21 protein-coding genes and 3 pseudogenes are annotated in these 25491 nt (G+C 61.9%); 16 read left to right on the plus strand and 8 right to left on the minus strand.

The genetic code is table 11. The features are described from left to right. Positions 1–72: 72 nt before the first annotated feature. Together PHO31112_RS27990 and PHO31112_RS24705 are read right to left on the minus strand one after the other, a co-directional pair. Positions 73–3045, minus strand: a pseudogene (locus PHO31112_RS27990) (Tn3 family transposase). A 2-nt stretch (positions 3046–3047) separates the two neighbouring features. Further along, a pseudogene (locus tag PHO31112_RS24705) lies at positions 3048–3598 on the minus strand (recombinase family protein). 216 nt (positions 3599–3814) lie between these two features. On the opposite strand from PHO31112_RS24705, the gene PHO31112_RS24710 reads away from it, so the two are divergent. From PHO31112_RS24710 to PHO31112_RS24730, 5 genes are all read left to right on the plus strand, one after another. Next, the gene (locus PHO31112_RS24710) at positions 3815–4516 is read left to right on the plus strand and encodes a GIN domain-containing protein (protein ID WP_150624051.1); all 702 of its coding nucleotides are present in this window, start codon (positions 3815–3817) and stop codon (positions 4514–4516) included. Next, complete coding sequence (locus PHO31112_RS24715) at positions 4434–4700, plus strand: CopG family ribbon-helix-helix protein (protein ID WP_150624053.1); 267 nt, start codon at positions 4434–4436, stop codon at positions 4698–4700. Before PHO31112_RS24710 ends, PHO31112_RS24715 begins: the two co-directional genes overlap by 83 nt. After that, entirely contained in the window at positions 4700–4975 is a 276-nt protein-coding gene (locus PHO31112_RS24720; RefSeq protein ID WP_150624055.1) for a type II toxin-antitoxin system RelE/ParE family toxin, read from the plus strand. Before PHO31112_RS24715 ends, PHO31112_RS24720 begins: the two co-directional genes overlap by 1 nt. A gap of 123 nt (positions 4976–5098) precedes the next feature. Then, a complete protein-coding gene (locus PHO31112_RS24725) occupies positions 5099–5320 on the plus strand; it encodes a hypothetical protein (protein ID WP_150624057.1) in 222 nt (73 codons plus the stop codon). 406 nt (positions 5321–5726) lie between these two features. Beyond that, a complete protein-coding gene (locus tag PHO31112_RS24730; protein WP_150624059.1) occupies positions 5727–7451 on the plus strand; it encodes a DUF8189 domain-containing protein in 1725 nt (574 codons plus the stop codon). 227 nt (positions 7452–7678) lie between these two features. On the opposite strand, the pseudogene PHO31112_RS24735 reads toward PHO31112_RS24730, so the two are convergent. The 4 genes and pseudogenes from PHO31112_RS24735 to PHO31112_RS24750 all read right to left on the minus strand — a co-directional run. Next, positions 7679–8192 (minus strand): annotated as a pseudogene (locus PHO31112_RS24735) (IS6 family transposase); the annotation flags it as partial. Between the two features lie 166 nt (positions 8193–8358). Then, positions 8359–8721 carry a hypothetical protein gene (locus tag PHO31112_RS24740; protein WP_150624061.1) on the minus strand — a complete coding sequence of 121 codons (363 nt, stop codon included), beginning with the start codon at positions 8719–8721 and terminating at the stop codon, positions 8359–8361. A 517-nt stretch (positions 8722–9238) separates the two neighbouring features. Beyond that, positions 9239–9805 (minus strand): GNAT family N-acetyltransferase, encoded by a 567-nt coding sequence (locus PHO31112_RS24745; protein WP_150624063.1) that lies wholly within the window; start codon positions 9803–9805, stop codon positions 9239–9241. Further along, positions 9802–10815 (minus strand): LysR family transcriptional regulator, encoded by a 1014-nt coding sequence (locus PHO31112_RS24750; protein WP_150624064.1) that lies wholly within the window; start codon positions 10813–10815, stop codon positions 9802–9804. Before PHO31112_RS24750 ends, PHO31112_RS24745 begins: the two co-directional genes overlap by 4 nt. A gap of 241 nt (positions 10816–11056) precedes the next feature. Here PHO31112_RS24750 and PHO31112_RS24755 point away from each other — a divergent pair, with 241 nt between their 5' ends. The 6 genes from PHO31112_RS24755 (at position 11057) to PHO31112_RS24780 (ending at position 20948) form a co-directional block, all read left to right on the plus strand. Next, positions 11057–12004 carry an alpha/beta hydrolase gene (locus tag PHO31112_RS24755; protein WP_150624066.1) on the plus strand — a complete coding sequence of 316 codons (948 nt, stop codon included), beginning with the start codon at positions 11057–11059 and terminating at the stop codon, positions 12002–12004. Next, positions 12001–13350, plus strand: a complete 1350-nt coding sequence (locus PHO31112_RS24760) for an efflux RND transporter periplasmic adaptor subunit (protein ID WP_150624068.1) — start codon at positions 12001–12003, stop codon at positions 13348–13350. Before PHO31112_RS24755 ends, PHO31112_RS24760 begins: the two co-directional genes overlap by 4 nt. Before the next feature lie 110 nt (positions 13351–13460). Next, positions 13461–16646, plus strand: a complete 3186-nt coding sequence (locus tag PHO31112_RS24765) for an efflux RND transporter permease subunit (RefSeq protein ID WP_150624071.1) — start codon at positions 13461–13463, stop codon at positions 16644–16646. A 12-nt stretch (positions 16647–16658) separates the two neighbouring features. Continuing rightward, a complete protein-coding gene (locus PHO31112_RS24770; RefSeq protein ID WP_150624073.1) occupies positions 16659–18218 on the plus strand; it encodes an efflux transporter outer membrane subunit in 1560 nt (519 codons plus the stop codon). Between the two features lie 568 nt (positions 18219–18786). Then, the gene (locus tag PHO31112_RS24775) at positions 18787–19908 is read left to right on the plus strand and encodes an HPP family protein (RefSeq protein ID WP_150624074.1); all 1122 of its coding nucleotides are present in this window, start codon (positions 18787–18789) and stop codon (positions 19906–19908) included. Positions 19909–20120: 212 nt separating this feature from the next. Next, a complete protein-coding gene (locus PHO31112_RS24780) occupies positions 20121–20948 on the plus strand; it encodes a hypothetical protein (RefSeq protein ID WP_150624076.1) in 828 nt (275 codons plus the stop codon). Between the two features lie 36 nt (positions 20949–20984). Here PHO31112_RS24780 and map read toward each other — a convergent pair whose 3' ends face one another. Then, on the minus strand, positions 20985–21815 hold the full coding sequence (gene map, locus PHO31112_RS24785; RefSeq protein ID WP_150624078.1) for a type I methionyl aminopeptidase: 831 nt from the start codon (positions 21813–21815) through the stop codon (positions 20985–20987). Continuing rightward, a complete protein-coding gene (locus PHO31112_RS24790) occupies positions 21815–22069 on the minus strand; it encodes a ParD-like family protein (RefSeq protein WP_150624080.1) in 255 nt (84 codons plus the stop codon). The genes map and PHO31112_RS24790 overlap by 1 nt, the downstream gene beginning before the upstream one ends. Positions 22070–22301: 232 nt before the next feature. Here PHO31112_RS24790 and PHO31112_RS24795 point away from each other — a divergent pair, with 232 nt between their 5' ends. The 5 genes from PHO31112_RS24795 to PHO31112_RS24815 all read left to right on the plus strand — a co-directional run bounded on the left by PHO31112_RS24795 (position 22302) and on the right by PHO31112_RS24815 (position 24719). After that, complete coding sequence (locus PHO31112_RS24795; RefSeq protein ID WP_174995876.1) at positions 22302–23015, plus strand: glycosyltransferase family 87 protein; 714 nt, start codon at positions 22302–22304, stop codon at positions 23013–23015. A 41-nt stretch (positions 23016–23056) separates the two neighbouring features. Further along, positions 23057–23377, plus strand: a complete 321-nt coding sequence (locus tag PHO31112_RS24800; RefSeq protein ID WP_174995877.1) for a hypothetical protein — start codon at positions 23057–23059, stop codon at positions 23375–23377. Between the two features lie 299 nt (positions 23378–23676). Then, positions 23677–23889: a cold-shock protein gene (locus tag PHO31112_RS24805; protein ID WP_010808134.1), complete on the plus strand. Its 213-nt coding sequence runs from the start codon at positions 23677–23679 to the stop codon at positions 23887–23889. A 79-nt stretch (positions 23890–23968) separates the two neighbouring features. After that, entirely contained in the window at positions 23969–24250 is a 282-nt protein-coding gene (locus PHO31112_RS24810) for a hypothetical protein (RefSeq protein ID WP_150624084.1), read from the plus strand. Between the two features lie 271 nt (positions 24251–24521). Continuing rightward, positions 24522–24719 carry a hypothetical protein gene (locus PHO31112_RS24815; protein WP_010808136.1) on the plus strand — a complete coding sequence of 66 codons (198 nt, stop codon included), beginning with the start codon at positions 24522–24524 and terminating at the stop codon, positions 24717–24719. Positions 24720–25491 lie beyond the last annotated feature (772 nt).

Here is a 25491-nt window from a genome sequence, read left to right on the forward strand (position 1 = left end):
AGATACGCGCAATCTTTACCCGTTGGTCATCGACGATCGTCCCTTGCAAAACGGGTGGAGTCCATAGATACGCTAAGCCGGTTGCAGTGGGCGTAGCGGCCGAAACTTGCCGGAGCCGATCCTCGCGCTGCTGCGCCACAGGTAATCACCGGTCAGGTTGATGTGCTCCCAGCCGAGCGGCGACAGATACTGCAACAGGGCGTCATCAACGACGTGGCAATGGCTACGCAACGCGTTCACGGCCCGTTCCGAGTAGACGGTATTCCACAACATGATGGCTGCCGTCACGAGATTGAGGCCGCTGGCCCAGTAGCGCTGCTGCTCGAAACTGCGGTCGCGGATTTCGCCCAACCGGTTGAAGAATACGGCGCGGACCAGCGCGTTGCGGGCTTCGCCCTTGTTCAGTCCGGTATTCACGCGGCGACGCAGTTCGACACTTTGCAGCCAGTCCAGGATGAACAGTGCGCGCTCGATGCGGCCCAGCTCGCGCAGCGCGACGGCCAGGCCGTTCTGGCGCGGATAAGCTGCCGAGCTTTCGGAGCATTAGCGAAGCGGGTCACCGTGCCCTGCCGGATCGAGGTGGCCAGCCGCAGGATTTCATCCCAGTGGGCACGAATGGCTTTGATGTTCAGCCGCTCATTGCTGAGCATCGGCTTGAGCGCATCATAAGCAGCATCGCCCTTCGGAATATAGAGCTTGGTGTCGCCCAGGTCGCGGATTCGCGGTGCGAAGCGGAAGCCCAACAGGTGCATCAGTGCGAAGACGTGATCGGTGAAGCCCGCCGTATCGGTATAGTGTTCCTCGATACGCAAATCGGATTCGTGATACAGCAGGCCGTCGAGCACGTAGGTCGAATCGCGCACGCCGACGTTCACGACCTTGGTGTGGAACGGCGCGTACTGGTCGGAGATGTGAGTGTAGAACGTTCTACCGGGGCTGCTGCCGTATTTCGGGTTGATGTGGCAGGTGCTCTCGGCCTTGCCGCCCGTGCGGAAGTTCTGGCCGTCCGACGATGAGGTGGTGCCATCACCCCAGTGCCCGGCGAAGGGATGCCGGAACTGTGCGTTGACTAGTTCCGCCAGTGCTGTCGAGTAGGTTTCGTCTCGGATGTGCCAGGCTTGCAGCCATGCCAGCTTGGCGTAGGTCGTACCGGGACACGATTCGGCCATCTTGGTCAGGCCCAGGTTGATGGCGTCGGCCAGGATCGTGGTCAGCAGCAGGTTTTTGTCTCTGGCGAGGTCGCCCGACTTCAGGTGCGTGAAATGGCGGGTGAAGCCTGTCCACTCATCGACTTCGAGCAGCAGTTCGGTGATCTTGACATGCGGCAGGACCATCGCAGTCTGGTCGATCAGCGCCTGCGCGGTGTCGGGCACGGCCGCGTCGAGCGGTGTGATTTTCAGACCCGACGCGGTAATGATGGCATCCGGCAACTCGTTGGCCTGTGCCATACGGTTGACGGTAGCGAGTTGCGTCTCCAGCAGCGTGAGTCGCTCGTGCAGGTACCGGTCGCAGTCGGTGGTCACAGCCAGCGGCAATTCGCCGCCCAACCGGAGGCTGCTGAATTTCTCGGACGGCATCAGATAGTCCTCGAAGTCCTTGAACTGACGTGAGCCCTGCACCCAGATGTCGCCGGAGCGCAACGAGTTCTTCAACTCGGACAGCGCGCATAGTGCGTAGTAACGTCGGTCGATGCCGGTGTCGGTCATCACCAGCTTCTGCCAGCGCGGCTTGATGAACCCGGTCGGCGCGTCGGCGGGCACCTTGCGGGCGTTGTCGCCGTTCATGCCGCGCAGCACCTCGATGGCATCGAGCACGTCCCTGGCGGCGGGCGCAGCCCGCAGCTTGAGCACGTCAAGGAAGGCGGGCGCGTAGCGACGCAGCGTGGCGTAGCTCTCGCCGATGCGGTGCAGAAAATCGAAGTCCTCGGGCTGTGCGAGCTTCTACACCTCGGTGACGCTCTCGGCGAAGGCATCCCAGGGCATCACGGTTTCGATCGCGGCGAACGGGTCGCGGCCCGACTGTTTGGCCTCGATCAGCGCCTGTCCAATGCGGCTGAACAGCCGTACCTTGGCGTTGATCGCTTTCCCGGATGCCTGGAACTGCTTCTGGTGCTTCTTTCTGGCATCATTGAACAGCTTGCCGATGATGCGATCGTGCAGGTCGATGATTTCGTCAGTGACCGTAGCCGTGCCCTCGATGGCGAGCGCCACCAGAGTGGCATAACGGCGCCGCGGCTCGAACTTGGCCAGGTCCGCGGGTGTCATCTGACCGCCTTCGCGAGCGATCTTGAGCAGCCGGTTCTGGTGAACCAGCCGCTCGATGCCGGAAGGCAGGTCGAGCGCTTGCCACACTTTGAGGCGCTCGATGTGCTCCAGCATGTGCCGCGAGTTCGGCTTGATGGGTGACTGGCGCAGCCAGGTCAGCCAGCTTGTCGTGCCGTTGCCGCGGCGCTTGAGCAGGTCGTCGAGGCGGCCACAGTGCACGTCGGATAACTGGTCGTCCAGGGTATCGTAGATGCCGCCGGTTGGCGCGGGTGATCGCTTCGGCACAAATGCGCTCGATGACATCCAGCGCCGGCAGGATGATGTGGCGGTGACGCAGTGAGTCGAGGACACTGCCGGCCAGCACGACGCCTTTGTCGGTCTGCAAGGCCACTTCGATCGTGGCATGGACGGCTTGCCGGTAGTGCGCTAGGCTGAACGGCTCCATGCCCAGATATGCCCGCAGTTCGAGCAGGTGTTCGCGCCGGGTTTCTTTGCGCTGCGCGTACTGCGGCCAGCATGCCGGGTCGAGCCGTAGTTGCCGTCCGATCCATTGCAGCAATAGCGTCGGCACGGCAGCATCGGGGGCAAGCCCTTGGCCAGGGAAGCGCAGCAGGCACAACTGCACCGCGACGCCCAGGCGGTTGGCGTTACCCCGGCGCAGGCGGATCAGCGACAGGTCGGCTTCGCTCAGTGTGTAGTGACGGATAAGGTCATCTTCGCTGTCGGGCAGGGCCAGCAGGCTCTCGCGCTCGGCGGTAGACAAGATCGAACGGCGGGGCATCGTCAGTCGTCCGTTTTCAGATATTGATAAAGGGTTTCGCGGCTGATGCCGAACTCGCGGGCAAGCTGCGCCTTCTTCTCGCCGGCGGCGGCCCTGCGCCGCAGTTCAGCCGCGCGCTCCGGCGCGAGCGCCTTCTTCCGGCCCCGGTAAGCCCCTCTCTGCCGGGCTAGCGCGATGCCCTCGCGCTGTCGCTCGCGGATGAGCGCGCGCTCGAACTCGGCAAACGCACCCATTACCGAGAGCAACAGGTTCGCCATCGGCGAGTCCTCGCCGGTGAAGGTCAGGCACTCTTTGACGAACTCGATACGCACGCCGCGCTGGGTGAGACCCTGCACCAGGCGGCGCAGATCGTCCAGGTTGCGCGCCAGGCGGTCCATACTGTGCACCACCACCGTGTCGCCATCGCGCACGAATGTCAGAGCTGCGGGCGCCGAGTATCCTTGCCCGACGCCTTGTCGGTGAATACCTTGTCCAAGGGGACATGTTCGAGTTGCCGTTCCGGATTCTGGTCGAGGCTGCTGACGCGGATATAGCCGATGCGCTGACCGTGCAAGATGCTCTCCTGGGGGCTGATGTGTCAGGCTGAAATCTATAACCCTCATTCGCATGCGTCAATTAAAACCGGATGCAACTCTATGCTGACGCCGGGGAATCGACAAGGCTGACGTCAAACTGGGGTATGGCTCAGTCTGACACTTTGCTTGACCGATTCAATGTTAATCACTACGATCGGTAAAATATCGAAACTCATCGGAAAGGATCGCACCCGATGGACATCTTCCGCCCACCCGCGACGAGCGACCAAAAGGACTCGGCCTGGGAGCGCATTGAGAACTACGTCAAGGAGGAACGGCCGCTCCAGCTGATCCGCAAGATCGTCGTCAAAGGGGCGGTCGATGTGGTGTTCCGACGCTGCGACAAACCGATGCTTATCGTGGCCGGTGAGATGGCCGACGCGGTGGCGTCGGTCAAGACCTACGTCAACGGCGGAAAGCTGGTGATCGAACGAGAAGGCATGACCATCAGCTTCGGCAACAGTCACATGACGTTCCACGGCTCGGTCGGGTCGTTCGTGATGGGCGACATCGTGAACGGCAAGCCGATGGGTACGAGCATCAGCCAAGGCAAGGTGGTCGTGGGCGTCGCACTGCCCGAGGCACCGGCCGTCAAGATCAAGGGTAGCGGCGACGTCACCCTGCTCGATCTGCGGCAAGCTGGTTTGGACCTCGAAATCGAAGGCTCAGGCGACATCACCGCCTATGGGCAAGTCGCACACCTGGAAGTCGAAATCGCCGGCTCCGGTGACATCCTGGTGCGAGGCAATCCGCCGCACCGTGACCACAGCGTTGCCGGCTCCGGCAAGATCAAGTTCCGACAGGAGGTGCAACATGACAGCAGCAACCAAAGTGCTGACCGCACACGTACCGCTTTCGCTAGCCGACAAGGTGGATCAGATCGCTTCACGGCTTGAACGCTCGCGCGGATGGATTATGAAACAGGCGCTTTCCGCCTGGATCGCTCAGGAAGAGGAGCGCGACCGACTGACCCAAGAAGCGCTGGCTGACGTAGACGCCGGCCACGTCATCGACCACCAGGCCGTGCAAGCTTGGGCGGATAGCCTTGGCACCGACAAGCCACTGCCGGTGCCGCGTTGATGGAGCTGAAGTGGACCAGCAAGGCGCTTGCCGATTTGGCGCGCTTGTATGCATTCCTGGCTCTGGTGAACAAACCCGCCGCCGCGCGAGCGGTGCAGGCGCTGACCAGGGCCCCGACCATTCTGCTGACCAACCCACGCATCGGCGAGCAACTGTTTCAATTCGAGCCGCGCGGGGTACGGCGAATTCTGGTCGGGGAGTACGAGATTCGCTACGAAATTCAGGGTTCGATCATCTACGTGCTGCGGCTGTGGCATACCCGAGAGGACCGCTGAAATGGCTCTGCCACCAACCTACTATGACTTCGTGCGCAAGTTGCGCCCACCCTGGTTGAGAAGGGGGAGCAGGACGCAGCCGAGTTGCTGAGTGGCTCGAACCCGCCACAAGCCATTCATAGCGTGGACGACTACGACAGCCGGTTTCCGCAGTACATCGAACAACTGAATGCGGAGACCCTTGGATACGGCGCCGACCATCCTGGCGTCAGCGTCGAAACAATGCCGTCATTCCTTGCCGGTGGACCACCGCAGGCTAAGGCTTACCTCGCCAGTCTTTATGCCACGGTGAACAACGGACAACACACGTCCTTCGCCAAGCAATTCAGTAGCTTGGCCTGTTGAATACCGAGCCGCTCGGCTTGATGCGGCCACTCCCACACGCTGGGTTACTGCAGCAGAACCTGGATACTAATAGTTCGAATAGTTGGCTATGACCGGCGGGTGTGGCCCACTGGTGGTTCGGCGCCAGGCAATGCGTCGGCGGCCCAAGCGGCGCGGCCGACGCACCACGACGTTACGCGCCTGCGCTAAATGCCGCCACGCCCTAGTACGACTGTTCAGGGTTGTGCCATTTGCGGAATCGCGGATGCTTGAGCCCTGTCTCGTCGGGCGTGGTTGAATAATGATTTGTTGCGAAAAGCAGAAAGCGGAACGCGAATCGGGGAACAGGAAATCGACATAGTCTGCTTGACGATTCGCGGCGTCGCCCCCCCCCCCCCCCCGCCAACCGGACCATGAGGACTGCTTTATGACCAAGAATGATCAGACTGCATCCATAGATCAATCCGTAGATCTGACTTATGCCGCCATCTCATACGTCCCGAAATTCTACATCCTGGCGTATGCGGACCGCTCCGGGAATAAACAGCTTGATGTCGATTATGGAAATGAAGACCCGGATCACCTGCCCCCCACACTCTCTGCGTCCCTTAATGGTTATCCCGCGATGGCCATGTACAATGGGGTGGTGCACCTGACGCATCAAGCCTCAAGTACCAATCACACGCTTTGGCACATGACATTCGATGGGACGAACTGGTCAGAAGACACCCAGGTCCCCAATGTTTATATGAATGAATCTCCGGGGATGGCCGTATTTAATGGAAACCTGTATGTGGCACATCAGGGCTCCGACAGTACAAATACTGCGAATACGCTTTGGTATACCGTAACTAACGGCAGGGCCTGGTCGCAGGACAAAAATATCCCCGGCGTTCAATTGAATGGCTCGCCCGCGATGGCCGTTTTCGACAGCACGCTTTACTTGTTTTTTCAAAGTGTCGACGGTTACCTTTGGTACACGACGACGACGGACGGGACGAATTGGTCGTCTCAAGCGCAGGTCCAAGGCGTTTCCATGCGCAATTCTCCCTCAGCGGCCGTTCGCGACGGTCTCCTTTACGTGGCATACCATAATAGCGATGATGCGAGCATCGGTTACTCAACATACAATGGAAACGAGCTAGCGGACTGGTCGTCACCCTCGACCGTCGGGGGGCAAGCTTCGGAACGCCCCATTGCCGACGGGAGCTCCCCCGCGTTGTACCTGGATACCATCACTAACCATCTTATGGTGGCCTATCCCGATGCGTCCGGTTTCGACGTCGAGTGTTCCGTGGCGCCTTCCGAGTCTGTGCCCCCATCCGTGGATCCGACGGTTGCCTCCGTCATCTATAATTCGAACTTGATCCAGGCGTATGCGGACTGCACCGGGAATCAGGCACTCAATGTCGTGTATGGGGATAAGCAAACGACCCAAGCACTCTTGGCGTTCCTTAATGGTTACCCCGCGATGGCCGTTTTCAACGGGGTGGTACACCTGACGCATCAGACCTCCGGTACCGACCACGTGCTTTGGCACACGACATACGATGGGACGAGCTGGTCGTTAGAAACTATCATCCCCAACGTTTCTTTGAATGAATCTCCGGGGATGGCCGTATTCAATGGAAACCTGTATCTGGCGCATCAGGGCTCCGACACTATAGGTACTGCGAACACTCTTTGGTATACGGTATTCGATGGGAAAGCTTGGTCTCAGGACACGAACATCTCCGGCGTTAAGCTGAATGGTTCGCCCGCGATGGCTGTTTTCAACAACGTTCTTTACCTGTTTTTTCAAGGTACCGATGGCTCCAGCCTTTGGTATACGACGACGTCAGACGGGAAGAATTGGTCGCCTCAATCGCAGGTCCCCGGCGTTTCCATGCGCAACTCCCCCTCTGCGGCCGTTCGCGACGACATGCTCTACGTCGCGTACCATAACAAAGACGGCCCTTCCATCTGGTACGTAATGTACGGCGGGAAGTGGTCACAGCCCTCGCTCGTCGGCGGGCCAACGACTGACATAGACCATATAAGCGACCGTTGTTCCCCGACGTTATACGAGGATAACGCTGGTAATCTGATGGTGACCTATACCAGCGCGCAGGCTTACGACTTCGTAGTTTCCGTGGTGCCCCCCGAGGAGTGAGCGCCGCGGACCTGAATTCGAAATGAAATGCTAAGCAGTCTCATTTGATGACTGCATTCGGCCCCCCAACATCGCGTTCGGTCCCAGACTTTCCGTGCGTTCCCTCTCCCTTTGTCATCGCGTCGCCAGCCGGGCCGGTTCATCCGGGCGCTTTGCGCCGCTCGATTGATGGCAAGCTCTACACACCCTCGAGGAATCTTCGCCTACTACGACGAGTTGCTTCGCACGTGCTCAGCGCGGTTGTTGACTCGGGCCGCGGCTTTGACGAACACATGCCTGACGTTGACCAAATCCGGGATATCGGCTTTGGCCGCCGCATAGCTGCGAAGTTGATCGGGAACGATCTTGCGTGGCACCGGGTTCGAGCGCAGCACGCGCTTGAAGAAACGTTTGGCGCCGCCTTGTCGCGCCGCTTCTGCAGCAGGATGTCCAGTTGCGCGCCGTGCTCGTCGACGGCGCGCCACAGCAGGTACGGTTGACCACGCAGGCTCACGAACATCTCATCGAGGTGCCACGTGTCCCCCGGCTTACGGCGCGCCGCTTTCGCCCTGTGCGCAAAGCCTGCGCCAACTTCTCGCACCAGCGGCGGATCGTCTCATAGCTGACTGCCACTCCGCGCTCGAACAGCAACTCTTCGATGTCGCGCAGACTGAGCTGGAACCGGAAGTACCAACGCACCGCATGGCTGATGACTGACGAAGGGAAACGGTCGCCATCATAAAGCGATTTCGATTTTCTCATCGCTTCATGTTACGCGAACTCCACGCCAACGTGACAATGCCAGCTCGTGTCCAGCGCCCAGACCCGGTTAGCCCGGTCGATCCTCATGCCGCGCAGCAGGTACGGCCAGACTTTGTGCTGCGCGTTGCGTCGGCTCGTGCTGGGCTTGCAGTACAGCGCCTGCCGTTCACATAGGCCGCGTGCCAGCTTTGCGGAGCCGGTTCTCGCCGAATGGGGTGAGGCTGCCGTCGGCACGAAGATATCTTCTCAGTGCCGCAGCCGGGACATTGTCCCGCCTGGCCACGCCGTCGAATCCACCCGCAGCCTCAATCCCCGCCTGGCCGAGGGCCTTCCACTCCCGCAACATTTCGAGGGTGAGTTCCGAGCCCGGCGGATTGAGCCGGTCCTCGGCGCGCTTCGACAGCGTGCCGTCTACACGAAGATAACGGTTCAGCGTGCCAGTCGCGATGCTGTACTGCCTGGCCACGCCGGCAAACCCGCCCGCCTTGCCAACCCCCTGCTTGCCGAGGCGCTGCCATTCCCGCCGCATCTCGGTGGTGACCGCCGTTCCTCCGCGCCCCGTGTCAGTTTCTTTGCGGGGGATTTGGATGGGCGGAGGCATTAAATCAGCATCGCTGCGAGTGCCTGCGTCCTGTGGCGCCACGCGCTTTCGATCGCTACCGCTGGCATGCGTTTCCTGAGTTTCGGGTTGCGGCGGTCGGTGGGCCGAGGTCGACGGCATGCCAGAGAACGCACTGCTATGCAAAGCCAATTCGTCTTGCAGGTCCAACGCCCCTTCAAGTATTGCTGCTGTGGAGGGGCGAGACGGGTGTTGAAGCGGACTCGGCGGCATGTCAGACAACGCACCGGCATGCGATGCCGGTACCCCTGCATGTCCAGCACCACGTCAAGTATTGCTGGTGTTGTGGGAGACAGGTGTTCCAGCCAGCTCGACAGCATGCCGGATGACTCACTGGCTGGATACACCGCGCGCACGCTGGCGGCCAGCGTGGTCGGCGGCTGTACGCTCTGTCGGGGCGGTACTGAGGTTGAGTAATGACCACCTCTCACCCTTGGCGTACGATTTTTTCCGAATTCTGTGGCGCCCCCAGCCCCCGCTGCATTGCCCAACGCCGCGCCACCGGCAGCCCGGCGGCAGCCTCGTCCGCCAGCACCCGCCTGAGTCGCTCGCTCAGGGCTGTGCCGGCTATCGGGGCAAAGCCCAGCCGTGCGTAGAACGGCGCGTTCCAGGGCACGTCGCGAAACGTCGTCAGCGTCAGCGCCGCCAACCCTGCGCGTATCGAATGCTCGATGGCTGCCGTGAGCAGCGACCGCCCCAGTCCACGCGACTGCCAATCGCGGTGCACCGACATCTCCCACACATGCAATTCGTCGCCGAAGATTTCGGCCTCGAGAAATGCGACCGGCGCGTCGCCCTGATCGACGGCCACCCACGCCGAGCCCTGCCCGATCAACTCACAGTGCCTTGCCAGCGGCGTCCCGTCACTGTCCGCCAGCCAGGCCAGATCCGGCAACGCACAAAACAATGCGCCCGCACTGCGCTCGATAAGCGGCAGTGCGGGCGCATCGTCCGGCGTTGCGAGGCGAACTCGCGCAGCCGGTATCGCCGTCAAACCACCACCTCCTGCGGCGCCATTTCAGTGCCGTACGATGCCCAACGGCCATCGGCGCCGGTTGCCGCCACCGTCGGCTTGCACTGCACGGCAGTTTCGTCGAGCCCTTGCAGCAACGGACAACGTTCGAAGAGTTCGGCGATGAAGTCGACAAATACGCGAACCTTAGGCGACAAATGACGATTATGCGGATACACCGCCGAAATCGGCATGGGCGGCGGTTTCCATTGATGCAGCACCTCGACCAGTTGGCCGGATTGCAGATACGGAAGCGCCATGAAGCGCGCCAATTGCACCGTGCCGAAGCCTCCGAGCCCCAGTTGCAGATAGGCTTCGGCGTCATTGACGGCGATGGGGCCCTGCATATTGATTTCGACTTCCTTGCCGTCCACGAGGAACTGCTCTTCGATGACGCGTCCCGTGCGACTCGAGAAGTAATGCACCGCAGTGTGGCGTTGCAGATCGTCGAGCGTATGTGGCATGCCCATGCGCTCCAGATACGCCGGTGACGCACACGTCAAGCTCTGGAACAAGCCCACACGCCGCGCGACGAGGCTCGAATCCTGAAGTGTGCCGACGCGCAACACGCAATCGACCCCCTCCTGAATCAAATCGACCGGCTTATCGCCCATGCCGACCATGAGTTCGATTTCCGGATAGCGGTCGTGAAACTCGCATAACGACGGCAGCACCACAAGCTTGGCGAGCGAGCCCGGCATGTCGACGCGCAGCTTGCCGCGCACGCGCTGGCTGCTCTCGCGGAACGACGATTCCGTCTCCTCGATATCCGCGAGGATTCGCAGGCAGCGCTCGTAATAGGCCGCGCCGTCGGGCGTCAGGTTGAGCCGGCGAGTCGTGCGTTGCAGCAGTCGCGTGCCCAGATGTGCCTCGAGGTTTTGAATAATCGTGGTCACCGAGGTGCGCGGCAACCCGAGATTGTCGGCCGCGCGTGAAAAGCTGTTTGCCTCGACCACTCGTGTGAAGACCTGCATCGCTTGCAAGCGATCCATGATGTTTCCCCATTCAAAAAGCACTGTTGCACTGGCCGATCCGGCATTTTGTGTCCCCGCCCCCACGCATATGCATATTGGTCGGGGGCATAAGCCAATGCCCATAAGGCCGACACCGATTAGTCGAGCTGGCCGAACAGTGTTGCCAAATTATAGGCGTTTATCCCGATGTCCGTGGCCTCTAGACTTCGCTCCATCGAATGTCATGAGAGGGGTATCGCTCGCGCGAACCCAAAGTTATATGTCAGCCAACGCCAAGTCGCATTCCGGGCGATCGGGACAACCGGGGCAAACGCACCGCACCGAAGATGGACTGCGCATCGAAGAGGTGAGCATCGCCGGCCATGTGGGCCCGGTGACGCTGCGCCTTTACCGGCCCACCAGCCCCGCCGCAGGTGCGGACTATGAGCATGCCGGCGAGCCCGGCGTGGTGGTGCCGCTCGAGGCGCATCTGCCCACCGTGCTGTACTTCCACGGCGGCGGCTTCTGCAAAGGGTCGCTCGACGACGGCGACGTCGCCGCGCGCTACCTGGCCTCGAACGTCCCGGCGCTGGTCGTCTCGGTCGGCTATTCGCTCGCACCGGAGCACCCGTTCCCTGCCGCGCCGGAAGACGCCTGGTGCGCCGCACTCTGGCTGCAACGCCACGCCCGCCGCTACGGCGCGAGTCCGCGCCGGTTGGCCGTGGTCGGTCACGACGCCGGCGGCAACATTGCTGCGGCACTCACGATGATCTCGCGCGATCGCGGCGAAGTGGCCGTTTCCGCACAGGTGCTGCTCGCCCCGCTGCTCGACCCCAGCATGACCCGCCTGGCCGACGGCCGCACGCCCAGCGATATCGAAGCGAACGAGTGTTCCAGGTGCTATCGCGCCTACCTGCCGCACGCCACGCAGCGCTTGCATCCGTATGCCGCACCGCTCGAATCGCGCCGTCTCGCGGGCCTGCCGCCCACGTTGATCGCATCTGCCGAACACGACCTGCTGCACGTCGAAGCCGAAAAATACGCTGCCGAACTCATCGCGGCCGGCGTGCCGACACAGGTCACGCGCCATCGCAGCGCTTCCCACCACGGCCTGGCCGCTCTGCCCGCCGCGTTGCGGGAAGTGGCCGCGTTCCTGACACGCCGGCTGGCACCCCCGCCGCCGGCTCTACCCAGTGAGTCCATCCGATCCCGGAGCTTTCAAAAATGACCACCCTCGCTCGCAAACCTGTACTCATTGCCGCCGCCGCTACGCTAGCGCTCCTGGCCATCGGCACGCTCACCGTCGTGCGCGTCGACGCCAGCACGCCCGCCGCCCAAGTCATGCCGACTGCGGAAGTGGATGTGGCCAACGTGATCTCGCGCACCGTGACCGACTGGCAGAGCTATTCCGGCCGGCTCGACGCAGTGGATCGCGTCGATATCAAGCCGCTCGTGTCAGGCACCATCACCGCCGTGCATTTCAAGGACGGTCAACTCGTGAAGAAGGGTGACGCCCTCTTTACGATCGACCCGCGTCCGTATGCGGCCGAAGTGGACCGTGCAGCGGCGCAACTCGCGTCGGCGCAGGCCCGTGACGTCTTCACCAGCACCGACCTCGCCCGTGCACAGCGCCTGATTGCGGATAACGCCATCGCGAAGAAGGACTTCGACCAGAAGGAAAACGCCGCGCGGGAAGCCGTAGCCAACGTGAAGGCGGCGAAGGCCGCGCTGGAGACGGCGCGCATCAATCTGGGCTACACGCAGATCGTGGCGCCGGTCGCCGGTCGGGTGTCGCGTGCAGAGATTACGGTCGGCAACACCGTGTCGGCCGGCGCACAATCGCCCGCGCTGACCACGGTGGTGTCGGTCTCGCCGATCTACGCGGCGTTCGACGTCGACGAGCAGACCTATCTGCGTTATCTCTCGCGCGATACGGCCAAAACGAGCGGCGTGCCCGTCGATCTGGGCCTCGCCAACGAAACGGGCTACTCGCGCAAGGGCACCGTGTATTCCGTGGATAACCGCTTCGACACCACGTCGGGCACGATCCGCGTGCGTGCGCGCTTCGACAACGCCGACGGCGCGCTCCTGCCGGGGTTGTACGCCCGCATTCGCGTGGGTGGTGGCGAACCCCATCCGGCGCTGCTCGTGGACGAAGCCGCTGTCGGCACGGACCAGAGCAAGAAGTTCGTGATGGTCGTTGATCCGCAAAACAAGGTGCAGTACCGCGAAGTTCAGTTGGGCGAGCGCCACGGCGGTCTCGTGGAGATCGCCGCAGGTCTGAAGGATGGCGAACGCATCGTCGTGAACGGTCTGCAACGCGTGCGTCCGGGCGACGCGGTCTCGCCGAAGACCGTGAAGATGGCTGGCGACACCGGCGACGTCCATGATGTGGCGGCCACCGCGGTCGCCGCCAGCGACACCGCCAATGCGGCGGGCAAAACCGCCACGCCGGCCGCAAACAACGCCAACGCCACACAGAAGACTTCGCAGACTCGCAGCAAGGATGGTGCCGCCACACGTTCGGCCGCAGCCCAGACGGGCGCGGTGACGAAGACGGCGTCGCGTTCGTAATGTTCTTAACGTTCTCAGTGTTCGTAACGCGCATACCGTTCATACCGTTCGTAAGTCGCGTGCAGGCACACGTATTCATTGCACGCTGAACGACACCCCAGACTTTCGTCATGAACATCTCAAAATTCTTTATCGACCGACCCATCTTTGCGGGGGTTCTTTCGGTCATCACGCTACTGGCCGGCTTGATCGCCGTGTTCCAGTTGCCGATCTCGGAGTACCCGGAAGTGGTTCCGCCGTCGGTCGTCGTGCATGCCCAGTACCCCGGCGCGAACCCGAAGGTGATCGCCGAGACGGTGGCTTCGCCGCTCGAAGAGCAGATCAACGGCGTGGAAAACATGCTGTACATGCAGTCGCAGGCCAACAGCGACGGCAACCTCACCACAACCGTGACCTTCCGTCTGGGCACCGACCCGGACAAGGCGCAGCAACTCGTGCAGAACCGTGTCTCGCAAGCGCTGCCGCGCCTGCCCGACGACGTGCAGCGCCTTGGCGTAACGACCATCAAGTCCTCGCCCACGCTCACGATGGTGGTGCACCTGATCTCGCCGAACGACCGTTACGACATGACCTACCTGCGCAACTACGCGCTCATCAACGTCAAGGATCGCCTCTCGCGGATCAAGGGCGTGGGTGAAGTGCAGTTGTGGGGGGCGGGTGACTACTCGATGCGTGTGTGGCTCGATCCAGCCAAGGTCGCCCAGCGCGGCCTGACCGCGTCGGACGTGGTGAAGGCCATTCGCGAGCAAAACGTGCAGGTTGCCGCCGGTGTGATCGGCGCGACGCCGGCCGGCCCGAATACGCCGCTGCAACTGAACGTGAATGCGCGCGGCCGATTGAACACGGAAGAAGAGTTCCGCGACATCATCCTGAAGACTTCGCCGGACGGCGCCGTCACGCATCTGAGCGACGTGGCCCGCGTGCAGCTCGACGCCTCGTCCTACAGCCTGCGCTCGTTGCTCGACAACAAGCCGGCCGTGGGCCTCGGTATCAACCAATCGCCGGGCGCGAACTCGCTGCAAATCTCGGACGATGTCCGCGCAGCGATGGCCGATCTGCAGAAAGATATGCCGCCGGGTGTGGAATACCGCATCGAGTATGACCCGACGCAGTTCGTACGCTCGTCGATCAACGCCGTGGTGCACACGCTGCTCGAAGCCATCGCCCTGGTGGTGCTGGTGGTGATCGTGTTCCTGCAAACGTGGCGTGCGTCGATCATTCCGCTGCTCGCCGTGCCGGTGTCGATCGTGGGCACGTTTGCCCTGCTGCTCGGCTTCGGTTACTCGATCAACGCGTTGTCGCTGTTCGGGATGGTGCTCGCCATCGGTATCGTGGTCGACGATGCGATCGTGGTCGTCGAAAACGTGGAACGGAACATCGCGGCCGGACTTTCACCGAAGGAGGCGACCTACCAGGCGATGCGGGAAGTGAGCGGTCCGATTATCGCGATTGCGCTCACGCTGGTGGCAGTGTTCGTGCCGCTCGCCTTTATGTCGGGTCTCACGGGTCAGTTCTACAAGCAGTTCGCCATGACCATCGCCATCTCGACGGTGATCTCGGCCTTCAACTCGCTCACGCTCTCGCCGGCCATGGCCGCCCTGCTGCTCAAGGACCATCACGCCAAGCCGGACTGGCTCACGCGTCAGATGAACCGTTATCTGGGTGGCTTCTTCGGCGCGTTCAACCGCGTGTTCCATCGCGGTTCGGAAAAGTACGGCCAGGGCGTGACCCGCGTGATCGGCCGCAAGGCCGTCATGATGGCGATCTTCGCGGTGCTGCTCGGCATCACGGTACTGCTGGGTAAGGTTGTCCCGGGCGGCTTCGTGCCGGCGCAGGACAAGGAGTATCTGATTGCGTTTGCCCAGTTGCCCAACGGCGCGTCGCTCGACCGCACCGACAAGGTGATCCGCGACATGTCGGCCATCGCCCTGAAGACCCCTGGCGTGAAGAGTGCCGTGGCGTTCCCGGGCATGTCGGTCAACGGCTTTACCAATTCGTCGTCGGCAGGCATCGTGTTCGTCACGCTCAAGCCGTTTAGCGAACGTAAGGACAAATCACTGTCGGCCGCCGCCATCGCCGCGAAACTCAACGGCGAATATTCGAAGAACAAGGACTCGTTCATCGCGGTGTTCCCGCCTCCGCCGGTGCTGGGTCTGGGTACGCTCGGCGGCTTCAAGTTGCAGGTCGAAGACCGCGGTGCGCTCGGCTACGAAGCCTTGAACGACGCTACGCAGGCATTCATCAAGAAGGCATCGCAGACGAAGGAGTTGGGCCCGACGTTCTCGTCGTACCAGATCAACGTGCCGCAACTGAATGTGGATCTCGACCGCGTGAAGGCCAAGCAATTGGGTGTGCCGATCACCGACGTATTCGACACGATGCAGATCTACCTCGGCTCGCTGTATGTGAACGACTTCAATAAATTCGGTCGCGTGTATCAGGTTCGCGTGCAAGCCGACGCGCCGTTCCGTGCGCACGCCGATGACATCGGCCTGCTCAAGACGCGCAACGGCAATGGCGACATGGTGCCGCTCTCGTCACTGGTGAAAGTCTCGCCGACGTACGGTCCGGAAATGGTGGTGCGTTACAACGGCTACACCGCGGCCGACATCAACGGCGGCCCAGCCCCGGGTTACTCGTCGGGTCAGGCGCAAGCCGCTGTGGAACGCATTGCGGCCGAAACGCTGCCGCGCGGTGTGAAGTTCGAATGGACCGACCTGACGTATCAGCAGATTCTCGCGGGCGATTCGGCGCTGTGGGTGTTCCCGATCTCCGTGCTGCTGGTGTTCCTGGTGCTGGCCGCGCAGTACGAAAGCCTGACGCTGCCACTGGCCGTGATCATGATCGTGCCGATGAGCATCATGTCTGCGCTGTTCGGGGTTTGGCTCACACGGGGCGATAACAACATCTTCACGCAGATCGGTTTGATGGTGCTGGTGGGGCTGTCGGCGAAGAACGCGATTCTGATCGTGGAATTCGCCCGGGAACTGGAAATGCAAGGCCGTACCGCAATCGCTGCCGCTATCGAGGCAAGCCGCCTGCGTCTGCGCCCGATTCTGATGACGTCCATCGCGTTCATCATGGGTGTGGTGCCGCTGGTGACGTCGACCGGTGCGGGTTCGGAAATGCGTCATGCCATGGGCGTGGCCGTGTTCTTCGGCATGATCGGTGTGACCGGTTTCGGTCTGATCCTGACGCCGGTGTTCTACGTGCTGCTCCGTACGCTGGCAGGCAAAAAGCCGCTGCATAGTGCGCACGCGTCGACCATGCCCGCCAACGTCAAGGCCGAAGTCTGAAGGATGCCAATCATGCAATCGCAATGGATCAAACGCAGTCTGGGTGTCTCGAGCCTGCTCGGTACCCTGCTGGTGGTGGCGGGCTGCTCGATGGCCCCCACGTACGAAGTGCCGAAGGTGACCGATAAAGGCACACCGACGACCTTCAAGGAAGCCGCGCTCCCGGCCAGTGAAGCCGGGACCTGGAAGACCGCAGAGCCCTCCGAGGCCGTGGCGCGCGGCGAATGGTGGAAGGTGTTCGGCGACGCCACGCTCGACCAGCTCGAAGCAGACGCACTGTCCGCCAACCAGAACCTGAAGGCCGCCGCCGCCCGCGTGCAACAAGCGCGCGGTGTGCAGCGTCAGGCCCGCGCCGCCCTTTTCCCGACGCTCGACGCCGGGTTCGGTCCCACCCGTCAGAAGGTCTCGCCGGCCTCGCAGCTTCAGCCGGACGGCACGAATATCGCGCCGTTCACGCTGTGGCGGGCGCAAGCGAGCGTCGGCTACGAGGTCGATCTGTTTGGACGCGTGTCGGATAACGTCGCCGCCGCCCGTGCAGACGCCGAACAAAGCGAAGCGTTGTTCCACTCGGTGCAGCTCGCGCTGCAAGCCGACGTCGCGCAGAACTACTTCAACCTGCGCGAACTCGATGCCGAACAGGCGCTGTACACGCAGACGGTAACGCTGCGCGAAGAGGCCCTCAAGCTGGTGCAACGACGCTTTACCGAAGGCGATATCGGCGAGTTGGACGTAGCACGCGCCAAGGCCGAACTGGCCACGGCGCAATCCGACGCGCTGGCCGTCGCCCGCCTGCGCGCGGCGTCTGAACACAGCCTGGCCATTCTGCTCGGCAAGACGCCGGCGGAATTCACGTTCGCGCCGTCGCCGCTCGTGCCTGTCGCGGTGCGCATTCCCGCAGGACTGCCGTCGGCGTTGCTCGAACGGCGTCCGGATATCGCAGCAGCCGAACGGGCGATGGCCGCTGCAAACGCACGCATCGGCGTTGCGAAAGCCGCGTTCTTCCCGTCGCTCTCGCTGACCGGCTCGGGCGGTTTCGAAGCCGCCACTCTGGGCGACCTGTTCAACTGGTCGAGCCGCACGTTCTTGCTGGGTCCGGTGGTCGGCGGTCTGCTCTCGATGCCGATCTTCGACGGCGGTGCACGCAGCGGCAATCTGTCGCGTGCCCGTGCTCAGTACGAAGAGGACGTGGCGAACTACCGTCAACAGGTGCTCGTAGCGTTCCAGGAAGTCGAAGACAACCTGTCGAATCTACGTCTGCTTGCGGCGCAAACTCGCGCCCAGGACGACGCCGTGAAATCGTCGAACCGTGCTGCGCAACTCTCGCGCACGCAGTATCAGGAGGGCTCGATTGCTTACCTCGACGTCATCGATGCCGAGCGCACGGTGCTGCAGTCGCAACGCAGCGCTGCCCAGCTCGCGGGTGCGCAAGCCGTGTCGACCGTCAACCTGATCCGTGCTCTCGGCGGCGGTTGGGGGGATGTGCCAGCGGCCAACACGCCGGCGACGCCTGCGCCCTCTGCCCCGGCAACGGCAGCCTCCCCCGGCGGCAATGCCACCGTGGCCGTTCGCTGATTGGCGTACGTAACTCGATAGAACGTCAGCAAGACAGGCGTGACGCGCCCGACGTACCGGGCCGTCACCCAGCATCGGACGCATCGAACCGGCGGCCGCACTCGTGTCCCCCAAGACGAGTGGCGCGCCGACCCGCCCCCGACGCGCGCCAAGCACGCCGCCGGTTTCGATGCACCCGATCATCGGTTGGTAAGTACCGGAAAGGTTTCTTCCCTGCGTCCCTGCTCGCCCGGCGCATGCCCGAATCGGCATGACCGGGCATTTTTTTATGGCTGCGAGGGCAGGACGGACACACACGGTTCTCGCTTTCGCCAGACATCGCTCCCCCCCGCGTTCCCCTCGCTTGAAATCCGTCGGACTTTTCCTGAGCAAGTCTCGCGCCTTTGACGTCTCGTTTTCCTCGATTTGGTGCGCCATCTCGCCGCCAAGCTGCATGACCCGATGATTTCGCTGCGTCGCAGCATTAAAATCACGCCTTCCTGCCTCCCAATCCATCGATATACGATATATCATGCGCAAAATATCAAGACGCCGCCCCCAATTGGTGCGGCCGATGGAGAGAGACAACATGGCAGTGACTCGACGGGACGTGAGGGATTGGCTGGCCGGTTTTCTGCCTGCCGTGGTGGCCGTGCATTGGAAAGAACGACTTCGCGCGGGCGTCGGCGCACTGTGCGGGATCGCGCTGACCGGTGGCCTGACGCTCTGGATGCTCGGCCCGGCCACCTACGTCCCCTGGCTGGTCGCGCCGATGGGCGCCTCTGCCGTGCTGCTCTTCGGCGTGCCTGCCAGTCCCCTCGCCCAGCCTTGGTCGATTCTCGGTGGCAACCTGGTGGCGGCCTTCGTCGGCGTAACGTGCGCGACGTTCATCCCGTCGCCGGTCGTGGCGGCCGCCACGGCGGTCGGCGTCTCCATTGCGTTGATGTTTACGTTGCGCTGCGTGCATCCGCCGTCGGGCGCCGTGGCGCTGACTGCGGTGCTTGGGGGCCCGGCCGTTCACTCGCTCGGCTACGGCTTCGTGCTCGAACCGATTGCGCTACAGTCGATGCTACTGCTTGGCGCCGCCATCGGATATCACGCACTCACCGGCCATCGCTATCCGCATGCCGCTCGCGCACAAGCCCCTGCCCGAAGGGTCGATGCCTCAGCCATTCCCGTCACGACTGCCGATGCGGAAAAAGCGCTCGCCCGTCACAGCGAAATGCTCGACATTTCCGCCGAAGATCTGGCCAGCCTGCTGCGCGATACGCAACGCGAAGCCTATGCGCGACGCGCCCGTGAGCTGACCTGCGCCGACGTCATGTCTGCACCGCTGGCGAAGGTTCGGGCCACTGACGAAGCCCCTGCGGCATGGCGCCTGTTGCAACGTCACGGACTCGAAGCCCTGCCGGTCGTTGACGGCGACGCACGGGTGATCGGGCTGGTAACGCGGCATGACCTTCATACGCGTCGCGCACAACGTCAGCGTTGGCCGCGATTCGGCGTCGCGATCGGTGCGGGACAACGCCCGGCAGTGCGCGATCTCATGCAGGGGAATCTGAAAACAGCCACGGCCGGCATGCCGCTCTCTGAACTGCTGCCGCTACTCATGATGCAACGGCACGGCACACTGCCCGTGCTGGACGACGCAGCAAGGCTCATCGGCGTGGTCACGCATGCCGAAGTCCTCCGCAAGGTCATGGCGGCCTGACGCGTTCCCAAAGCGCCGCCCGCGAGACGCATTGCGCGTCGCAGGCATCAAAGCCCTCCCCGTCTTCCGCCCCTCACGTCCGGCTTTCCTGCCGACACCCCGCCAGCGGGTGTATTTGTCAGTCCTGAGCCGATCTGCAAGAATGGCGGCGTCATGACGCGCTCACGCCTGACAGCTTCGATCAACGAAGCGATATTCGCTCAAGGGGAAACATGGAACCGACTACGTTCAAGCAGTGTTTCAAAGGAGCATGGCGCGACGGCTTCAACGCATTACGCAATCGTCCTTTGCTATGCCTGACGATTGCCATCGTCCTGCTTGTCACGTCGGCACTTGGCGTCTCGTTCAAGCAACTCGCGCTCACGGCGGCGCAAACCGGTGAACCCGCCGTTTTCCGGCTGCGCCTCGCGCTCATGTCCTTCGGTGTGGCGCTCGTGAACATCGTGACGTTTTCCGTGCTCGCCGTCCATGTGGTGCGTTACACGGTTCTCGGCCCCGACGCTGCGCGGCAAGCTCATTGGTACGGACGCGATCTCTGGCGCTACCTCTGGACGTCGATCCAGATCTGCGTCAGCCTCGCCGTGGTGTGGTTCATTGCGGCGTTCTGCGTCGCATTCGCCTCGCGTATGGCGGGACGCAGTGATTCCTATGCAGCGCTCGGCACGTTTTTCGTTCTGTTGATGTGCGCGTTGGGCTTCGTGCTGATTCGCGTGTCGCTGATCTTTCCGCAGATTGGGGCGGGACGCAGCAAGCGCTGGCGTGCAGCGTGGCAAGACTCTCGCGGGCACTTCTGGGTGATGTTCGGCACGACGCTCGGCACCATCCTGCCATTGATCATTGCCGGCGTGATCGTGACGATCCTGTTCGCAGTGGTTCTGCACTTCAGACCGGCGGCCACGACCGTCGTGCTCGGCACGCTGATTCTGCAAACGGCGCTCTCCATCGCATGGGTAGCGGTCGCCACCAGCGTTTCCGGCTGGCTGTACCACCGCTTCGCCGAGCATCTGCAGATGCTCGGCGACGCACCGGACGATGACTGAGGCGGCAAACACCGCGCCCCAGTGCATCCCCCGAAATCAGGCGGCGTTGGCGGTGGCCGCGCTGCTCTCAAGCGTGCCGAAGCGGGCATATTCACCCAGGCCGTCTGGCCATTGGGTGAGAACCTCGAAGCCCGTTTCGGTCACGGCCACCATGTGCTCCCACTGCGCCGACAACGAGCGGTCGCGGGTCACGACAGTCCAGCCGTCCGCCAGTTGCCTCGTATCCGGCTTGCCGACATTGACCATCGGCTCGATGGTGAAGATCATGCCCGGCCGCAGCGTAAGCCCCGTGCCCGGACGTCCGCAATGCAACACTTGCGGATCGTCGTGGTACGTGGTGCCGATACCGTGCCCGCAATAGTCGCGCACGATGCTGAAGCCTTCCCGGTGTGCCACGGACTGAATCGCATAGCCAACGTCACCGAGCGTTGCGCCAGGGCGCACCGAGCGAATGCCCGCGAGCATCGCCTCGTAAGTCGTGTCGACCAGACGCTTGGCGAGAATGCTTGGCTTGCCGGCGTAGTACATGCGGCTCGTGTCGCCGAACCAGCCATCCTTGATGAGCGCGACGTCGATGTTCACGATATCGCCGTCATGCAGCTTCTTTTCACCGGGAATGCCGTGGCAGACAACGTGGTTCACCGACGCGCACACCGTCTTCGGATAGCCGTGATAGCCGATGTTCGCAGGGACCGCCTTCAGTTCGTTCACGATGAAGTCGTGACAGAGGCGATCGAGTTCATCGGTCGTGACGCCCGGCTTGACATGTTCGCCGATCATCGCGAGGACCTGCGCAGCCATTTCACCTGCGCGACGTGACAGGGCAATTTCTTCTTTCGAGCGAATAACAACGTGTTCGCGCACCATTACGCCACCTTGTTGAATGCGGTGACAGGTGCACCGGTTGCCGGGGGAGCGATCGCACCGGCCTCACCGGCCGATGCCGCATCGGATTCGATAAGCTTGCGGCAAATTTCGCCATAGCTCAGCGAGGGATTCAGTTCGGCGAGCATGCCGACACGCAGCCAATGCTCGGCTTGCGCGTTGATCGAGCGACTAAGCGCGCCGCTGGTATTGCGCAGCGCCTCATGCATTTGCTCCGATATCTTGACGATACCCATGTTACGGACCTTTATATATGAAATGACTACGAAACGTATATTATCAGGCTCGCGCGGAGTTGTCTCGCCTAATCGTCATTGAGAGACAACCGGGATGTCATGGTGACGCATAGGCAGTCATGAGCGCGGCGGCAATTGTCGCCGGCGCGTTCGGTCTGCTGGTGCGCCGCCCGTGGCTGGCCGGTGTTTGCGCCGGCATGCTGATGTTCAAGCCCCACTTGGCCGTGTGGCCGTGCTCTTTCCCTTGTTGTTCCTCTGCGGACGGCATTTCCGGGCGCTGGCTGCGATGGCGATCACGGCGACGCTCTTCACGGCCGTCAGCGGCCTGACGTTCGGCATCCCCCTCTGGATCAAGTGCTTCGAGGCGGCATCGTGGTTCAACGCGACTGTCGCTGAAAACGCCTCGGGCGGAGTCATGCGGGCAATGCCATCGGTGTTCGCCACCGTCAGGCGGCTCGGGGGCAGCGTGCCGGTGGCGTATGCCGTACATGCCGTCGTTGCCATCCCCGTCGTGCTGACGACGCTCCGGCTTTGGACCCGCAGGGCTCGCTTCGCAGTCAAGGCAACGGCCGCAGTCATCGCTACGCTGATGATCCAGCCGTACATCCTTCACTACGATCTGGCATGGCTGCTGTTGCCGATCGTCTATCTTTGCCACGATCGGACGACTCGAGACGCATGGACGAACCGCGACCGTGCCATCGTCTGCCTCGCCTGGTGCCTTCCATTGCTCTCGCTGCTGCCGTCATACTTCCCCGCGATATTGCAACCGGGCGTTCTCGTGCTGCCGGCCCTGTTCGTCGTCACGTCATTTCTTGGCTGCCCGGCAACGACGAATTCCTGCATATCGCGGGCTTTTCACCCATCGGCCTCAATGGACACCTCGACCGAAATGTCGATCAATTCGGAAGTTACTGAAACGCGGGTATCGGCAAAACTGCGATGATCGAAGTGGCCCCCGGAGCACTTCAAGCGCAGGAGATCTCGATGAACGATTCGCGCAATAGCGACGACAATCCAACGAACGACACTGACATGACACCCGGCGAGCAGGATGCGGCACTGTTCATTCCCCGGTCGCTCGCCCGCGAAGGACACGTCGTCTGGTTTTACGAGCAGAAGAAGTACCTGGGTTTCGAGTGGTGTGAGTTGACCAAAGAAATACAGAAGCGCCACGTCGCAGATTCCGAAAATGCGATCTACTTCGATACGTATGCGCACGCGGTAGTGTCGTCAGACCGATTGGTCAACCCGAGTCTCATCCTGTACTCGCCCGGCAAGGGGGAGCCGCCCATCGTGAAAGGATGACCATGGGAGGCGGCTCATCTCGGTGATGGCAAACTGCGGGTGGAGGGGTATCGCGCCCCTCCGACGGCGGGCCATTGGGCACACAGGACATTCACTAGGCGCGCCGAAAAGTGTTGTTTTGTCGGTCAAATCCGCGTATAAGTAGCTGATCGAACATCAAGTCTGACTTTTATCGATCCAGCGTCGATCTCACCGATCTTTGCGAGACACTTCCGATCTCTGAATTTCTTGTTTGTCCGCCACTGGCGCTGTCCCATGCATTCCGCGATGGCTGCACGCCGGGAAAACCAGGAGTTTGCATGAGTACCGGAATTGTTAAGTGGTTCAACGATAGCAAAGGCTTTGGCTTCATCAAGCCGGATGACGGTGGCGACGATTTGTTCGCGCACTTTTCGGAAATTCAGCCGCAAGGACGCACTGAATTCCGAAGCCTTCAGGAAAATCAGCACGTCTCATTTGACGTCACGCGCGGCCCGAAGGGCTTGCAGGCTTCGAACATCAAGCCGACCTAATTAGTCCCGTTTGCGGGTTCCCTCATGTCACCGCCACTGCGTGCGGTGGACCGTGGGGACTCGCACAGCCGGAGGCAGTATGGCCTACGTAATCCCGTTTTACAGGGGCTTCCGCCTAGAGACGTTCGTATTCCGCCATCAAGACGCTGACTCGGTCGAGCGAAAGCACGACCGGACGTTCGGAGTATCTGTTCGAATCTCCCGAACCACGCTGGAAGATCCGACGTCGTCCACTGATCCCAAAGTGTTTCGCCTGGAGAGTCTGCCGTTCGACTCCATTGGCGAGGCGCGACGTGCGGGAAATAGCTACGCGCAGTCGCTGATTGACGACATCGTCCGCGACGGGCTTGTCAAATCCTGAGCGAATCCCGAGATCGCCATGGTCATCGCCCCGAACTGGTTTCTTTACGCCGGGTACCTGCCGCCAGATGGCGCCAGGCTTTTCTCCGTCGCCGCCGTGGCGTATGCGATCGCATTGAGCCACAGGAGCCTTGGGACCAGACTGGCCCAGCATCGCCGAATCTCGAGATGGTTTTGCCTGTCCGGTAATGGCGAACGCAAATTGCCCAATTGAGAAGCACGCTTGTCAAAGAAGGCCCTAAGGGTCCATAGAACTTTTACAGGAGCATGTCATGCTCACCCTCTCGACGCAGGCCATCACCGTCGCACTTCAGCGCATCGCTGAAAAGAGCGCCAAACAGCCCTCCGATGCGGTTATCAATGCCCTTCTTGCTCGCGAACTGATCCACCGGGTCGGCAAGCACTTCGAGCCGACACAGTTTGGTCGCTCGTATTGTCGCAACGCCTATGCGGTGCGGCCGTCGTGGTGAGTTGTCGGCGGTCCACTTGAGACGACTGTAAGACACTAATCCGCAGTTCGCCTGACAGTGAAGGTGACGCGTTCCGAGTCGCGCCCCAAGCGCGGTTCGGATGCGGATGAATGGCGGGAAATCTCTCAGAACGTATCTGACCACGGGCGCCTATCTCGCGCTCGAAAGCGGGGCATCGGCGTCTTCGATGCCCCCGTTGTCGTTGTGGCATCGACACCTTGCCCATAACCGGGATCACATCTGAGCGATGGTCTTCGACGGATCGATAGCCACGCCACCCACCATCACCGTCTTCTCGCCGCCATCCATCGCTGGCAATGCAGATGCTGGCGCCGGCCGCGCCAGTTTCGTCAGCAGTTCCCCTTCTTCGCCTGTCCCGGCGGGCAGAAACCGTTGCCGGGGCCGCCGCGCCCGCCATGGGGACCGTCATCAGGAACGTACACGGCGCAGCTTGCGAGCAAGACCGTGCAGGCGAGGAACAGGAAAGTGAGTTTTCGCATGAGTGAGGCCCTCAAAATGATATGGACACGGAGCGATGTCTTCTCGCCCTCCGGACGCCATTTTATCGATAGGCTGATCTGTCTGACCGATAGGCACCAGGAGGACAAGAACGTCTGACCTCAATGCCGTAACGTTTGATGCGCGGAAGCGCCCGACCGTCAGTGCAAGTTCTTCGGCCGAGGAGAATTGCGCATTAACGCCCCACATTGCTTACCCGATTGTTTTCGAGCGGTGACCGTTTTCCCGACCACGATCAGCGCGCGCGCATCCG

Origin of the sequence: Pandoraea horticolens (assembly GCF_902459555.1) — a bacterium.
GTDB lineage: Bacteria > Pseudomonadota > Gammaproteobacteria > Burkholderiales > Burkholderiaceae > Pandoraea > Pandoraea horticolens.